At 70.4% G+C, this 12,846-nt stretch carries 21 protein-coding genes and 1 pseudogene; all 22 read right to left on the bottom strand.

The features are described 5' to 3' along the window. The 22 genes and pseudogenes from truA to rplN all read right to left on the bottom strand — a co-directional run bounded on the left by truA (position 1) and on the right by rplN (position 12,813). The gene (gene truA, locus E9565_RS05890) at positions 1–795 is read right to left on the bottom strand and encodes a tRNA pseudouridine(38-40) synthase TruA (RefSeq protein ID WP_255725742.1); all 795 of its coding nucleotides are present in this window, start codon (positions 793–795) and stop codon (positions 1–3) included. 94 nt (positions 796–889) lie between these two features. Further along, entirely contained in the window at positions 890–1,264 is a 375-nt protein-coding gene (locus E9565_RS05885) for a hypothetical protein (protein ID WP_236825782.1), read from the bottom strand. Positions 1,265–1,515: 251 nt separating this feature from the next. After that, positions 1,516–1,863 (bottom strand): annotated as a pseudogene (rplQ, locus tag E9565_RS23520) (50S ribosomal protein L17); the annotation flags it as partial. Positions 1,864–2,003: 140 nt separating this feature from the next. After that, positions 2,004–3,080 (bottom strand): DNA-directed RNA polymerase subunit alpha, encoded by a 1,077-nt coding sequence (locus tag E9565_RS05875; RefSeq protein ID WP_236825783.1) that lies wholly within the window; start codon positions 3,078–3,080, stop codon positions 2,004–2,006. A gap of 143 nt (positions 3,081–3,223) precedes the next feature. Continuing rightward, positions 3,224–3,850: a 30S ribosomal protein S4 gene (gene rpsD / locus E9565_RS05870; protein WP_236825784.1), complete on the bottom strand. Its 627-nt coding sequence runs from the start codon at positions 3,848–3,850 to the stop codon at positions 3,224–3,226. 35 nt (positions 3,851–3,885) lie between these two features. Then, positions 3,886–4,293 (bottom strand): 30S ribosomal protein S11, encoded by a 408-nt coding sequence (rpsK, locus tag E9565_RS05865; protein WP_012950456.1) that lies wholly within the window; start codon positions 4,291–4,293, stop codon positions 3,886–3,888. A 99-nt stretch (positions 4,294–4,392) separates the two neighbouring features. Beyond that, complete coding sequence (gene rpsM / locus E9565_RS05860) at positions 4,393–4,773, bottom strand: 30S ribosomal protein S13 (protein WP_091929092.1); 381 nt, start codon at positions 4,771–4,773, stop codon at positions 4,393–4,395. A gap of 15 nt (positions 4,774–4,788) precedes the next feature. Further along, positions 4,789–4,902 (bottom strand): 50S ribosomal protein L36, encoded by a 114-nt coding sequence (gene rpmJ / locus E9565_RS05855; protein WP_012950458.1) that lies wholly within the window; start codon positions 4,900–4,902, stop codon positions 4,789–4,791. Between the two features lie 67 nt (positions 4,903–4,969). Beyond that, positions 4,970–5,191, bottom strand: a complete 222-nt coding sequence (gene infA, locus E9565_RS05850) for a translation initiation factor IF-1 (RefSeq protein ID WP_012950459.1) — start codon at positions 5,189–5,191, stop codon at positions 4,970–4,972. Positions 5,192–5,488: 297 nt separating this feature from the next. Then, entirely contained in the window at positions 5,489–6,292 is an 804-nt protein-coding gene (gene map / locus E9565_RS05845) for a type I methionyl aminopeptidase (protein WP_236834306.1), read from the bottom strand. A gap of 92 nt (positions 6,293–6,384) precedes the next feature. Continuing rightward, complete coding sequence (locus tag E9565_RS05840) at positions 6,385–6,999, bottom strand: adenylate kinase (protein WP_236825786.1); 615 nt, start codon at positions 6,997–6,999, stop codon at positions 6,385–6,387. Continuing rightward, the gene (secY, locus tag E9565_RS05835) at positions 6,999–8,309 is read right to left on the bottom strand and encodes a preprotein translocase subunit SecY (protein WP_236825787.1); all 1,311 of its coding nucleotides are present in this window, start codon (positions 8,307–8,309) and stop codon (positions 6,999–7,001) included. Before secY ends, E9565_RS05840 begins: the two co-directional genes overlap by 1 nt. Positions 8,310–8,439: 130 nt before the next feature. After that, positions 8,440–8,877 (bottom strand): 50S ribosomal protein L15, encoded by a 438-nt coding sequence (rplO, locus tag E9565_RS05830; protein WP_374201415.1) that lies wholly within the window; start codon positions 8,875–8,877, stop codon positions 8,440–8,442. A 19-nt stretch (positions 8,878–8,896) separates the two neighbouring features. Continuing rightward, the gene (rpmD, locus tag E9565_RS05825) at positions 8,897–9,079 is read right to left on the bottom strand and encodes a 50S ribosomal protein L30 (RefSeq protein ID WP_236825789.1); all 183 of its coding nucleotides are present in this window, start codon (positions 9,077–9,079) and stop codon (positions 8,897–8,899) included. Between the two features lies 1 nt (position 9,080). Next, complete coding sequence (gene rpsE, locus E9565_RS05820) at positions 9,081–9,695, bottom strand: 30S ribosomal protein S5 (protein ID WP_026857030.1); 615 nt, start codon at positions 9,693–9,695, stop codon at positions 9,081–9,083. Between the two features lie 49 nt (positions 9,696–9,744). After that, entirely contained in the window at positions 9,745–10,167 is a 423-nt protein-coding gene (gene rplR / locus E9565_RS05815) for a 50S ribosomal protein L18 (RefSeq protein ID WP_236825790.1), read from the bottom strand. Next, positions 10,167–10,706: a 50S ribosomal protein L6 gene (gene rplF / locus E9565_RS05810; protein ID WP_236825791.1), complete on the bottom strand. Its 540-nt coding sequence runs from the start codon at positions 10,704–10,706 to the stop codon at positions 10,167–10,169. Before rplF ends, rplR begins: the two co-directional genes overlap by 1 nt. Positions 10,707–10,721: 15 nt before the next feature. Continuing rightward, on the bottom strand, positions 10,722–11,132 hold the full coding sequence (gene rpsH, locus E9565_RS05805; RefSeq protein WP_236834305.1) for a 30S ribosomal protein S8: 411 nt from the start codon (positions 11,130–11,132) through the stop codon (positions 10,722–10,724). A gap of 167 nt (positions 11,133–11,299) precedes the next feature. Further along, positions 11,300–11,485, bottom strand: coding sequence for a type Z 30S ribosomal protein S14 (locus E9565_RS05800; protein ID WP_091929101.1), 186 nt, complete (start codon positions 11,483–11,485; stop codon positions 11,300–11,302). Between the two features lie 19 nt (positions 11,486–11,504). Next, on the bottom strand, positions 11,505–12,059 hold the full coding sequence (gene rplE / locus E9565_RS05795) for a 50S ribosomal protein L5 (RefSeq protein ID WP_374201414.1): 555 nt from the start codon (positions 12,057–12,059) through the stop codon (positions 11,505–11,507). 35 nt (positions 12,060–12,094) lie between these two features. Beyond that, positions 12,095–12,409 (bottom strand): 50S ribosomal protein L24, encoded by a 315-nt coding sequence (rplX, locus tag E9565_RS05790; RefSeq protein ID WP_236825810.1) that lies wholly within the window; start codon positions 12,407–12,409, stop codon positions 12,095–12,097. 35 nt (positions 12,410–12,444) lie between these two features. Further along, positions 12,445–12,813, bottom strand: a complete 369-nt coding sequence (rplN, locus tag E9565_RS05785; protein ID WP_091929103.1) for a 50S ribosomal protein L14 — start codon at positions 12,811–12,813, stop codon at positions 12,445–12,447. Positions 12,814–12,846: the final 33 nt, after the last annotated feature.

Raw genomic sequence — 12,846 nt, 5'->3', positions numbered from 1 at the left:
TCACCCGTCCCGACGGGCCCGGGTGACCCCGGTGCGGGCGGCGAGCGCGGCGTCCGGCGGGTAGTCGACGGCGAGCAACGTCAGCCCGTGGGCGGGCGCGACCGGCACCTCGCTCGCGCGTTCGGCGCGCTCGAGCAGGCTCGCCGGCCAGTCCAGCGGTCGCCGCCCCTCCCCGACCGCGATGAGCCCGCCCACCAGGCTGCGGACCATCGAGTGGCAGAAGGCGTCGGCGGAGGCGTCGATGCGGACGACCTCGACACCGGGTTCGTCCTCGGTGCGCGACACCTCGAGCCGCAGCAACGTGCGGATGGTGGTCGCGCCCTCGCGCCGCTTGCAGTAGGCCGCGAAGTCGTGCTCGCCCGGCAGCAGCCCGGCGGCGAGGTCCATGGCGGTCGCATCCAGGCGGCGGGGCCAGGCCACCGTGTCGGTGCGGCGCAGCGGCGACGGCCCGGCCGGGTCGTCGGTCAGCCGGTAGGCGTAGTGGCGGGCCAGGGCGGCGAACCGCGCGTCGAAGTCCGGGTGCGCCTCGGTGACCGATCGGACGGCGACATCCGGCGGCAGCACGCCCCGCAGCCGGCGGACCAGCTTGGGTGCCTGCTCGGCCCAGAGCTCCCCCGGCACGTCGCAGTGCGCCACCTGTCCGGTGGCGTGCACACCGGCGTCGGTGCGGCCGGCGACGGTCAGGTCGACGTCCCGGCGCAGCACCGTCGACAGACCGCGCTCCAGCTCCTCCTGGACCGTCCGCACCGCCGGCTGGCGGGCCCAGCCGTGGAAGCCGGTGCCGTCGTACTGCAGGTCGAGCCGGAGACGGACGAGCCCGCCACCGGGGTCGGTGGCGGGCTCGTCCTGGTGCCGGTGCGTGGTCAGCGACCGGTCGCGATCTTGAGTGTCATCGCGGGTCGGGCGCGGCGTCGCCGCCCTGGTACTGCTGGCTGGCCGTGGCGGCGTCGCCGAGCTCGGCGGCCTCGACCTCCGCGGCGGCGGCGCGGGCCACCTCCGGCGAGAGAACCGGGTCCTCCACGACGGCGGCGTTCTCCCGCTGCGGCTGCGGCGTCACGTCACCGTCGTCCTGGCGCTCGTCGTCGGGGTTGTAGAGGTCGGTGACGACCTCCTGGGCCTCGTCGCTCACGCTGCCGTCGGTGACCGCCGGCGAGGTGTCGCCGCCGGGGCCCGTGGTCTCACCCTCGAACGTGGCCCCCTGGTCGCCGCCACCGGCGGAGACGCCGGCCGCGCCCGCGCCCGGGACGTCCTGGGGCTCGCTCATCGGGCGTCCGTGCCCTCGGCGTCGGCGTCGGGCGCCTCGGCGACGACCTCGTCCGGGCTGTCGGCGCTGTCGGCGCTGTCCACGCTGTCGGCGGACTCCGGGCTGTCGACGGAGTCGGCGGAGTCGGTCGGCTCGACGACGTCGGCGGTGACCTCCCCGGCCGCCGCGGCGGCGCCGGCGCCGCTGGCGAACTGGGTGCCGCGGGCGCGCTCGGCCTCGCCGACGGCCTGCTGGCCCACGGTCAGGGCCTCGACCAGCTCGATGACCGCCATGGGGGCGTTGTCGCCCTTGCGCGGGCCGACCTTGGTGATGCGGGTGTAGCCGCCCGGGCGGTTCTCGTAGCGAGGACCGATCTCGGCGAACAGCGTGTGGACGACGTCCTTGTCACGGATGGTCGTCATCACCTGACGACGGGCGTGCAGGTCACCGCGCTTGGCGAAGGTCACCAGCTTCTCGGCCAGCGGGCGCAGCCGCTTGGCCTTCGCCTCGGTGGTGGTGATCCGCCCGTGCTCGAACAGCGAGGTGGCCAGGTTCGCCAGCATCAGCCGCTCGTGCGCGGGCGAGCCGCCGAGACGGGGGCCCTTGGTGGGGGTGGGCATGTCGGTCCTTCCTCAGGCGGCCGGGCGCTCGGTGCCGGCTGCATCCGTGGTGCAAAGCGTCTGTGGTGCGTCGTCCAGTGTTGCGCGTCGGACGGCGCTGCCGGGCGGCGGGTCACCCCACCGCCCGGCTGCGCCGTTCCTCAGAGCTGCTCGGTCTCCTGGTAGGAGCCGTCGTCGTACTGCGCCTGGTCGTAACCCGCGGCGTACTCGCCGGTGCCCTGGTAGGCGTCGGTCTCGTACCCCTCGTCGTAGCTCTCGATCGAGGTGGGGATGAACCCGGGCGGGCTGTCCTTGAGCGCCAGACCCATGGCCGCCAGCTTCATCTTGACCTCGTCGATCGACTTGGCCCCGAAGTTGCGGATGTCCAGCAGGTCGGCCTCGGAACGGGTGACGAGCTCACCGACGGTGTGCACGCCCTCGCGCTTGAGGCAGTTGTAGGACCGGACGGTGAGGTCCATGTCCTCGATCGGCATCGAGAAGTTCGCGATGTCGGCGGCCTCGGCCGGGCTCGGCCCGACCTCGATGCCCTCGGCGTCGACGTTCAGCTCGCGCAGCAGGCCGAACAGCTCCACCAGGGTCGACCCGGCCGACGCGATGGCGTCGCGCGGGGCGATGGACGGCTTGGTCTCGACGTCGACGACGAGGCGGTCGAAGTCGGTGCGCTGCTCGACACGGGTGGCCTCGACGGCGTAGGTCACCTTGAGGACCGGCGAGTAGATCGAGTCGACCGGGATGCGGCCGATCTCCTGGCCGGGCTGCTTGTTCTGCGGGGCCGGGACGTAGCCGCGGCCGCGCTCCACGACCAGCTCGACCTCCAGCCGGCCCTTGCCGTTGAGGGTGGCGATGTGCAGGTCGGGGTTGTGCACCTCGACCCCGGCCGGCGGCGCGATGTCCGCGGCGGTCACCTCACCCGGGCCCTGCTTGCGCAGGTACATGGTCACCGGCTCGTCGGAGTCCGAGCTGACGACCAGGCCCTTGAGGTTGAGGATGATCTCGGTGACGTCCTCCTTGACGCCCGGCACGGTGGTGAACTCGTGCAGGGTGCCCTCGATGCGGATGCTGGTGACAGCCGCACCGGGGATGGACGACAGCAGCGTGCGCCGCAGGGAGTTGCCGAGGGTGTAGCCGAACCCGGGCTCGAGCGGCTCGATGACGAACCGCGAGCGCTGCTCGGTGATGGTCTCCTCGGTCAGCGTGGGGCGCTGTGCGATGAGCATTGCGTTTCTCCTCCATGTCCTCCGGCACCCGCCATATGACGCCGTGAGGGGGTGGTGCTGGCTCCGTGCGGGCATCTGTCCGCCCGCGGGGGCCGTGACCCCAGGTGCCGGGACCGCTGTTCCCGGCACCTGGGGGCGAGCCGCTACTTGGAGTAGAGCTCGACGATCAGCTGCTCCTGGACCGGGGTGTCGATCACCTGGCGGGCCGGGATGCCGTGCACGAGCACGCGCAGCTGGCTGCTGATGACCTCCAGCCACGGCGGCACGGGACGCTCACCGGCGCGGGCCTGGGCGACCTCGAACGGCATCATGGTGCGCGACTTCTCGGCGACCTCGACGATGTCGTTCTCGCTGACCCGGTAGGACGGGATGTCCACCTTGCGGCCGTTCACCCGGATGTGGCCGTGGCGCACCAGCTGGCGGGCCATGTCGCGGGACTCGGCGAAGCCGGCCCGGTAGACCACGTTGTCCAGCCGCGACTCGAGGATCTGCAGCAGGACCTCACCGGTCTTGCCCGTCTTGCGGTTGGCCTCTTCGTAGTAGCCGCGGAACTGCTTCTCCAGCACGCCGTAGATGCGGCGGGCCTTCTGCTTCTCGCGCAGCTGCAGCAGGTACTCGCTGTCCTTGCTGCGACCCCGGCCGTGCTCGCCCGGCGGGTACGGCCGGATCTCGATCGGGCACTTCGGGGACTCGCACTTGCTGCCCTTGAGGAACAGCTTCATCTTCTCGCGCCGGCACAGGCGGCAGTCGGCTCCGGTGTAACGGGCCACGTCTATCTACCTCGTTCGATCTCGTCGGTGGCCGGTCAGACCCGGCGGCGCTTCTTGGGGCGGCAGCCGTTGTGCGGCTGCGGGGTCACGTCCTGGATCTGCCCGACCTCGAGGCCGGTGGCCTGCAGCGAGCGGATCGCGGTCTCGCGGCCGGAGCCGGGACCCTTCACGAAGACGTCGACCTTGCGCATGCCGTGCTCCTGCGCCTTGCGGGCGGCGTTCTCGGCGGCCATCTGCGCGGCGAACGGCGTCGACTTGCGCGAGCCCTTGAAGCCGACGTGGCCGGCGGAGGCCCAGCTGATCACGTTGCCCGTCGGGTCCGTGATCGAGACGATCGTGTTGTTGAACGTGCTCTTGATGTGCGCAGCACCGTGAGCGACGTTCTTCTTCTCCTTGCGGCGGACCTTCTTGGCACCAGCCGCGGCGCGAGCCCTGGGAGGCATGAGTCTGTGGGATTCCTTCTCTTCGTGGCCTAGAGAGGCAGCACGCGCGCGCCCCGTCGCTCCCCCCTCACGGGCTCTGCGACGACACGCTCTCGCGGCTTACTTCTTGCCGGCCTTCTTCTTGCCGGCGATGGTCTTGCGCGGGCCCTTGCTCGAGCGCGCGTTGGTGCGGGTGCGCTGACCGTGCACCGGGAGGCCACGGCGGTGCCGCAGGCCCTGGTAGCAGCCGATCTCCACCTTGCGGCGGATGTCGGCGGCCACCTCGCGGCGGAGGTCACCCTCGACGCGGAAGTGCTCGTCGATGTAGTCGCGCAGCTTCAGCAGGTCCTCGTCGCTGAGGTCCTTGGCGCGCAGGTCGGGGTTGACCCCCGTCGCGGCCAGGGTCTCCTTGGCGTGGTGCTTGCCGATGCCATAGATGTAGGTGAGCGCGATCTCCATCCGCTTCTCGCGGGGCAGGTCGACGCCAGCCAGTCGTGCCATGTTTCAGGTACTCCCTCAGCCCTGGCGCTGCTTGTGCCGGGCGTTGTCGCAGATGACCATGACCCGGCCGTGCCGGCGGATCACCTTGCACTTGTCGCAGATCTTCTTCACCGACGGCTGGACCTTCACCGGTGCCGCCCCTCATTCCTCGAAATCGATGTGCCGGGACCCCGCACGAGGTGCGGGTCCACGGCGGTCACTTGTAGCGGTAGACGATGCGACCGCGCGTCAGGTCGTAGGGCGAGAGCTCCACGACCACGCGGTCCTCGGGCAGGATGCGGATGTAGTGCTGCCGCATCTTGCCGCTGATGTGGGCGAGCACCCGGTGCCCGTTCTGCAGCTCGACCCGGAACATCGCGTTGGGCAGCGGCTCGACGACGCGACCCTCGACCTCGATGGCCCCGTCCTTCTTCGCCATGCCGTACACGCACTCCTTGACTCGGTGGTACTGGTTCCTCCCACGCCCACGCCGGTACCCGGCTGGACGCGCTCGGAGATTGCAGATCGGGTGGTGCAGGCGCTCTCGCAGAGGGCGCTCCGCGTCATGCGGCCACAGCACGACGACGGAACGGCGCTAGCGCCACAGAGGATCGTACCCCGCTGCCCCACGAGTCACCAACCCGCCCCTGTAGTGATGGTGGCGACGCGCCGGACCGGCCCCGCCGCAGGGACCGGGGCCAACGCAGCCAGTCCCCGTGGGCGACGGGGTCCTTCCTCAGGTGCGGGGGGTGATCCCGAACGGGGCGAGGCCGGCGACGCCGCCGTCCTCAGCCGTGAGGACCCACGGGCCCTCGGGCGTGATCGCCACCGTGTGCTCGAAGTGCGCCGCGCGCGAACCGTCCTTGGTGACGACGGTCCAGCCGTCCTCGAGCTCCACCGTCGCCGGGTCCCCGACCGTGACCATCGGCTCGATCGCCAGCGCCAGCCCGGGGACGAGCTTGGGCCCCCGCCCCGGGCGACCGTAGTTGAGCACGTGCGGGTCCTGGTGCATCTCGGTGCCGATGCCGTGCCCGCCGTAGTTGTCGACGATGCCGTACGGGTGCTGCTCCCGGCGGATCTCCTGCTCCACAGCCGAGCTGATGTCGCTCAGCCGGCCGCCGGCCACCGCCCGGGCCAACCCGGCCCACATGGACCGCTCGGTGACGGCCATGAGCGCCGCGTCCTCGGCCGAGGGCTCCCCCACGGTCATCGTCACGGCGGAATCGCCGTGCCAGCCGTCGAGGATGGCGCCGCAGTCGACGGAGATGTTGTCGCCGGCAGCGAGCACCCGGTCCTTGCGCGGGATGCCGTGCACGATCTCGTCGTTGATCGACGCGCAGATGCTCCCGGTGAACCCGTGGTACCCGAGGAACGAGGGCACCGCGCCCGCGCCGCGGATGTGGTCCTCCGCGATCGCGTCGAGCTCACCGGTCGTCACGCCCGGCCGGACGGCCGCGCGGACGGCGGCGATGGCACCGGCGACCACGAGGCCGGCGCCGCGCATCAGCTCGATCTCGTGCGGCGTCTTGATCTGGATCATGCGTCCACTCCACTTCGCGAGCAACGGAAGACGGCCGAGGAGTCCTGCCGTCATCCGCCGCGTCGCTCCTCCACCGCGCCCGACCGCCAGGGTCAGACGGCGGCCGGCTGACCGGCCTCGCCGTCGGTGTCGGCGCCGAGCGCGCGCAGGGCGCGGGAGGTGACCTCCTCGACGGAGCCGATCGCGTCGATGCGCGCGAGCAGCCCCTCGTCCTCGTAGAAGCCCGACAGCGGTGCGGTCTGTTCCCGGTAGACCTCCAGCCGGTGCCGGACGGTCTCGGGCTTGTCGTCGTCGCGCTGGACCATCTGGCCGTCGACGAGCATGCGCCGGCCGGAGAGCCGGCGGACCAGCTCCTCCTCGTCGACCACCAGCTCGAGCACCCGGTCGAGCCCGTGCCCGAGCTCCTGCAGCGAGGCACGCAGCTGCTCGGCCTGCGCGATGGTCCGCGGGAAGCCGTCCAGCAGGAACCCGCCCGCGGCGTCGGCCTCGGCCAGCCGGTCCTTGACCATGGCGACGGTGATCTCGTCGGGGACGAGGTCGCCGGCGTCCATGTAGACCTTGGCCTTGCGGCCGAGCTCCGTCTGCCCGCTCACGTTGGCCCGGAAGATGTCGCCCGTCGAGATGGCCGGGACACCGAGCTTGCCGGCGATGATCTGCGCCTGGGTGCCCTTGCCCGCTCCGGGCGGCCCCAGGAGGACGACGCGCACTACTTCAGGAACCCTTCGTAGTTGCGCTGGTTCAGTTGCGTCTCGATCTGCTTCACCGTCTCCAACCCCACTCCGACCATGATCAGGACGGCCACGCCGCCGAACGGGAAGTTCTGGTTCTGCCCTTCCTGCGTGATGGCCAGGAAGAAGTTCGGCAGGACGGCGACCACGCCCAGGTAGATCGACCCCGGCAGGGTGATCCGGGACAGCACGTACTGGAGGTATTCGGCGGTCGGCCGCCCGGGGCGGATGCCCGGGATGAAGCCGCCGTAGCGCTTCATGTCGTCGGCCCGCTCCTCCGGGTTGAAGGTGATCGACACGTAGAAGTACGTGAAGAAGACGATCAGGCCGAAGAAGACCGCGATGTGGACCGGGCTGCTCTGGTCGATGATGTACGTCTCGAAGAACTGGCGGACGCCACCGGTCTCGGTGCCCTGGAGCTGGACGACCAGCTGCGGCAGGTACAGCAACGACGACGCGAAGATGACCGGGATGACGCCGGCCTGGTTGACCTTGAGCGGCAGGTACGTGGACGTCCCGCCGTACATGCGCCGGCCGACCATCCGCTTGGCGTACTGCACCGGGATGCGCCGCTGGGCCTGCTCGACGTAGACCACGGTGCCGATGATGACGACCGCGAAGGCGCAGACGACGGCGAAGACGATGCCGCCGCGGGTCTGCAGGATCGAGCCACCCTCGGCAGGGATCCGCGCGGCGATCGAGGTGAAGATCAGCACGGACATGCCGTTGCCGATCCCCTTCTCGGTGAGCAGCTCACCGAGCCACATGATCAGGGCGGTGCCGGCCGTCAGCGCGATCACCAGGACCACGGTCGTCCAGATGGACTCCGACGGGATGATCTGCTCGGAGCAGTTCGGGAAGAGCTGCCCGCTGCGGGCCAGCGCGATGATGCCGGTGCTCTGCAGCACGGCGAGCGCGATCGTCAGGTAGCGGGTGTACTGGGTCAGCTTGGCCTGTCCCGACTGCCCTTCCTTCTTCAGCTGCTCGAACCGCGGGATCACCACCACCAGCAGCTGCACGATGATGCTCGCCGTGATGTACGGCATGATCCCCAGCGCGAACACCGAGAGCCGGAGCAGCGCCCCGCCGGAGAAGAGGTTCACCAGCGAGTAGAGGTCGCGCTGGTCGGACGCCTGGGCCTGCTCCAGGCAGCTGTTGATCGCCTCGACCGAGACCCCCGGCCCGGGGACCGCGGCCCCCAGCCGGTAGATGGCGATGATCGCCAGGGAGAACAGCAGCTTGCGCCGGAGGTCTGGCGTCCGGAACGCCGCGGCGAACGCCTGCAGCACGTGCCCTCCCCTTGTCGGTCGAGTCAGGTTAGCAATCGGCCCGCCCCGCATCAGTGCAGGGCGGGCCGATGTGGCCCCGTCCCGGGACCCGCCCTGGGCGTGCGGAGGGCGGGGAGGACGGGGTCCTTGTTCAGATGCGGGTGGTGCTGCCCCCGGCCGCGGCGATCTTCTCGGCCGCGGAGGCGGAGAAGGCGTTCGCGTGCACGTCGACCTTGACCCCGCCGAGCTCGCCGGTGCCGAGCACCTTGACGGGCTGACCGCGGCGCACGGCGCCGGCCTCGGCCAGCGTGTCCGGGTTGACCGGACCGCCCTGCGGGAACAGCGCCGCGATCCGGTCGAGGTTGACGACCTGGAACACGACCTTGTTGTTGTTCTTGAAGCCCGAGAGCTTGGGCAGCCGCATGTTCAGCGGCGTCTGCCCACCCTCGAACCGCGCGGAGACGGTGCCCCGCGCGCCGGTGCCCTTGGTACCGCGCCCGGCCGTCTTGCCCTTGGAGCCCTCACCGCGACCCACGCGGGTCTTCTTGGTGTGGGCGCCGGGGGCCGGCCGCAGGTGGTGGACCTTCAGAGTCATGTTGTGCCCCTGCTCAGCTGATCTCTTCGACGGTGACCAGGTGCGGCACCGTCGCGACCATCCCGCGGATCTCGGGACGGTCCTCCTGGACGACCGAGTCGTTGATCTTCTTCAGGCCCAGCGAGCGCAGCGTCTGGCGCTGGTTGGGCTTGGTGCCGATCGCGGACTTGACCTGGGTGACCTTCAGCTGCGCCATCTCAGACCCCCTGACCCGCACGGGCACGGAGCATGGCGGCCGGGGCGACGTCCTCCAGCGGCAGACCGCGGCGGGCCGCGATCTCCTCCGGGCGGACGAGGTCCTTCAGCGCCTGCATCGTGGCGTGCACGATGTTGATGGGGTTCGACGAACCGAGGCTCTTGGAGAGCACGTCGTGGATCCCCGCGCACTCGAGCACGGCACGCACCGGGCCACCGGCGATGACACCGGTACCGGGGCTGGCCGGCTTGAGCAGCACGACGCCGGCGGCCGCCTCACCCTGCACCGGGTGCGGGATGGTGCTGGCGATGCGCGGCACCTTGTAGAAGTGCTTCTTGGCCTCCTCGACGCCCTTGGCGATCGCCGCGGGCACCTCCTTGGCCTTGCCGTAGCCGACGCCCACGGTGCCGTCACCGTCGCCCACGATCACCAGGGCGGTGAAGCTGAAGCGCCGACCACCCTTGACGACCTTGGACACGCGGTTGATGGCCACCACGCGCTCGATGTAGTTGCTCTTCTCGGCGGGCGCGCCTCCGGGGCCCCGCCCGCCGTCACGGCGGTCCCGGCGGTCGTTGCCGCCGCCGGCGCCGCCGCCGCGTCGCTGTGGTCCTGGCATCAGACGTCCCTCTCGATCTGCTCGCTCGTGCTGGTGGGGTGGGTGGTCATCAGAAGTCCAGCCCACCCTCGCGGGCACCGTCGGCCAGCGCGGCGATGCGCCCGGCGTAGCGGTTGCCACCGCGGTCGAACACGACCGCCGTGATCCCGGCGGCCTTCGCGCGCTCGGCCACCAGGGCGCCGACCTGACGGGCCAGGGCGGACTTGTCACCCTCGGCCCCGCGCAGGCTGGCGTCCATGGTGGACGCGCTCACCACGGTGCGGCCGACGGTGTCGTCGACGACCTGCACGTGGATGTGGCGGGAGCTGCGCTTGACCACCAGGCGCGGACGCTCCGGCGTACCGGAGACCCGCTTGCGCAGCCGGTTGTGACGGCGGAGCCGCGAGGTGCGGCGCGCCGTGCTGATGTCGGTGCCGACGGGCTTGCGGCCGCCGGCGGTCTTCCCGTTGGTGGGAGCAGTTGCCTGAGCCATCACTTACCCGTCTTCCCGACCTTGCGCTTCACGATCTCGCCCTGGTACCGCACACCCTTGCCCTTGTACGGGTCGGGCTTGCGGATCTTGCGGATCTTGGCCGCCACCTCACCGACCAGCTGCTTGTCGATCCCGCTGACCCGCAGGCGGGTCGGGGACTCGACCGCGAAGGTGATGCCCTCGGGGGCCTTCACCGGCACGGGGTGGCTGAAGCCCAGGGCGAACTCGAGGTCCGAGCCGCGCGCCTGGACGCGGTAACCGACACCGACGATCTCGAGGGTCTTCGTGTAGCCCTCGGTCACACCGGTGATCATGTTGGCGATCAGAGTCCGCGAGAGCCCGTGCAGGGCGCGGTTCTGCCGCTCGTCGTTGGGGCGCTGCACCCGCAGCGTGCCGTCCTCGTCGCGCTCGACGGTGATCGGCGCGGCGACCGTGTGGCTCAGCGAGCCCTTCGGGCCCTTCACGCTGACCGTCTGACCGTCGATGGCGACGTCGACACCACCGGGCACGGCGATCGGGAGTCGTCCGATCCGTGACATCTTCGCTCGCTCCTCTTACCAGACGTAGGCGAGGACTTCCCCGCCCACGCCCTTCTTGGTCGCCTGCTTGTCGGTCAGCAGCCCGGTCGAGGTCGAGATGATCGCCACGCCGAGTCCGCCGAGGACCTTGGGCAGTGCGGTGGACTTCGCGTACACCCGCAGACCGGGCTTCGAGACCCGGCGGACCCCGGCGATGCTGCGCTCGCGGTTGGGGCCGTACTTCAGGTCGATCACCAGCTGCTTGAAGGGGTTGCCGTCCTTGTCGACGTCGTCCACGCGCCAGCCGGCGATGTAGCCCTCCTGCTCGAGGATCTCGGCGATGTGCGTCTTCAGCTTCGACGACGGCATGACCGCGGAGTCGTGGTACGCCTGGTTGGCGTTGCGCAGACGCGTCAGCATGTCTGCGATGGGGTCGGTCATGGTCATGACGTGAGTGGTGCCTCTCTCGCCGCGGTTCCTCGTGCGCCGGGTCTCGGGGACTTGGCGCCGGGCCTCTCGGCGATCGGTGGTGCTACTGAAAGGGATGGAACGGCCCGGCCGCCGGGTCCCACGACGCGCGGAGCGTGTCATGGGGGCGGCCGGGTCCGCCTACTTCACCAGGAGCTCTTGCGCACGCCGGGGAGCTCCCCGGCGTGGGCCATCTCCCGCAGGCAGATCCGGCACAGGCCGAACTTGCGGAAGACCGAGTGCGGGCGACCGCACCGCTGGCAGCGGGTGTAACCGCGCACCTTGAACTTCGGGGTGCGGGCCGCCTTGTTGATCAGCGCCTTCTTGGCCATCTCTTCTCTCCTGCCCGGCTCAGCGGACGGTCGTGACGACGGGCTGGCCGGCGAAGGGGAAGCCGAGCTGCCGGAGCAGCTCGCGACCCTCCTCGTCGTTGGTCGCGGTGGTGACCAGGGTGATGTCCATCCCGCGGGGACGGTCGATCTTGTCGACGTCGATCTCGCGGAACATCGACTGCTCGGTCAGACCGAACGTGTAGTTGCCGTTGCCGTCGAACTGCTTGGCGTTCAGCCCGCGGAAGTCGCGGATGCGGGGCAGGGCCAGCGACAGCAGGCGGTCGAGGAACTCCCACATGCGGTCGCCGCGGAGGGTGACCTTCGCGCCGATCGGCATGCCCTCGCGCAGCTTGAACTGGGCGATGGACTTGCGGGCCCGGACGACGGCCGGCTTCTGCCCGGTGATGGCGGTGAGGTCGCGGACCGCGCCGTCCATCAGCTTGGCGTCGCGGGTGGCCTCGCCGACGCCCATGTTGACGACGATCTTCGTCAGGCGCGGGATCTGCATGACGTTCTCGTAGCCGAACTCCGACTGGAGCGCCGGGACGATCGTCTCGCGGTAGTGGGCGAGCATGCGGGGCAGCTCACGGGTGGGTGCGCTCATGAGGTTCAGAGGTCCTTACCGGTGCGCCGCGAGACCCGGATGCTGCGGCCTTCCTCGTCCTTGCGGTATCCGACCCGGGTCGGCTTCTCCTCGGAGTCGACCACCATCACGTTGCTCACGTGGATGGCCGCCTCCTGCGTGACGATCCCGCCCTGCTGGGCGCCGCGCTGGTTCGAGCTGATGCGGGTGTGCTTGCGCACGCGGCCCACGCCCTCGACCAGCACGCGCTGGAGCTTCGGGTAGGCGGCGATGACGCGCCCCTTGGCACCCTTGTCCTTGCCGGACAGGACCAGGACGGTGTCGCCCTTCTTGACCTTCATCGACGGCGTCTTGCCGTTGCTGGCGGCAGCCATGATCACAGCACCTCCGGGGCGAGCGAGATGATCCGCATGAAGCGCTTGTCGCGGAGCTCCCGGCCGACGGGCCCGAAGATGCGCGTGCCGCGCGGGTCGCCGCTGTCGCGGATGATCACCGCTGCGTTCTCGTCGAAGCGGATGTAGGAGCCGTCGGGACGACGCCGCTCCTTGACCGTGCGGACGACGACGGCCTTGACCACGTCGCCCTTCTTGACGCCGGCACCCGGCAGCGCGTCCTTCACGGTGCCGACGATCACGTCGCCGATGCCCGCGTAGCGTCGCCCGGAGCCACCGAGAACCCGGATGCAGAGGATTTCCTTCGCACCGGTGTTGTCGGCGACCCGCAGCCGCGACTCCTGCTGGATCACGTCCTACTCCCCAATACTTGTGGTGACAGCCGG

This window comes from Blastococcus sp. KM273129 (assembly GCF_021698995.1).
Classification (GTDB): Bacteria; Actinomycetota; Actinomycetes; order Mycobacteriales; family Geodermatophilaceae; genus Blastococcus.
Note: the sequence above shows the minus strand (reverse complement) of the source record. Positions and strands in the feature narration are given on the sequence as shown.

What these genes read in the sequence shown, in the direction of transcription:
- E9565_RS05885 (WP_236825782.1), bottom strand. Translation starts at nt 1,264, where the DNA reads ATGAGCGAGCCCCAGGACGTCCCGGGCGCGGGCGCGGCCGGCGTCTCC.
- E9565_RS05875 (WP_236825783.1), bottom strand. Translation starts at nt 3,080, where the DNA reads ATGCTCATCGCACAGCGCCCCACGCTGACCGAGGAGACCATCACCGAG.
- rpsK (WP_012950456.1), bottom strand. Translation starts at nt 4,293, where the DNA reads ATGCCTCCCAGGGCTCGCGCCGCGGCTGGTGCCAAGAAGGTCCGCCGC.
- rpsM (WP_091929092.1), bottom strand. Translation starts at nt 4,773, where the DNA reads ATGGCACGACTGGCTGGCGTCGACCTGCCCCGCGAGAAGCGGATGGAG.
- infA (WP_012950459.1), bottom strand. Translation starts at nt 5,191, where the DNA reads ATGGCGAAGAAGGACGGGGCCATCGAGGTCGAGGGTCGCGTCGTCGAG.
- map (WP_236834306.1), bottom strand. Translation starts at nt 6,292, where the DNA reads ATGATCCAGATCAAGACGCCGCACGAGATCGAGCTGATGCGCGGCGCC.
- rpmD (WP_236825789.1), bottom strand. Translation starts at nt 9,079, where the DNA reads ATGGCGCAGCTGAAGGTCACCCAGGTCAAGTCCGCGATCGGCACCAAG.
- rpsE (WP_026857030.1), bottom strand. Translation starts at nt 9,695, where the DNA reads ATGCCAGGACCACAGCGACGCGGCGGCGGCGCCGGCGGCGGCAACGAC.
- rplR (WP_236825790.1), bottom strand. Translation starts at nt 10,167, where the DNA reads ATGGCTCAGGCAACTGCTCCCACCAACGGGAAGACCGCCGGCGGCCGC.
- rplF (WP_236825791.1), bottom strand. Translation starts at nt 10,706, where the DNA reads ATGTCACGGATCGGACGACTCCCGATCGCCGTGCCCGGTGGTGTCGAC.
- rpsH (WP_236834305.1), bottom strand. Translation starts at nt 11,132, where the DNA reads ATGACCATGACCGACCCCATCGCAGACATGCTGACGCGTCTGCGCAAC.
- E9565_RS05800 (WP_091929101.1), bottom strand. Translation starts at nt 11,485, where the DNA reads ATGGCCAAGAAGGCGCTGATCAACAAGGCGGCCCGCACCCCGAAGTTC.
- rplE (WP_374201414.1), bottom strand. Translation starts at nt 12,059, where the DNA reads ATGCTCGCCCACTACCGCGAGACGATCGTCCCGGCGCTCCAGTCGGAG.
- rplX (WP_236825810.1), bottom strand. Translation starts at nt 12,409, where the DNA reads ATGAAGGTCAAGAAGGGCGACACCGTCCTGGTCCTGTCCGGCAAGGAC.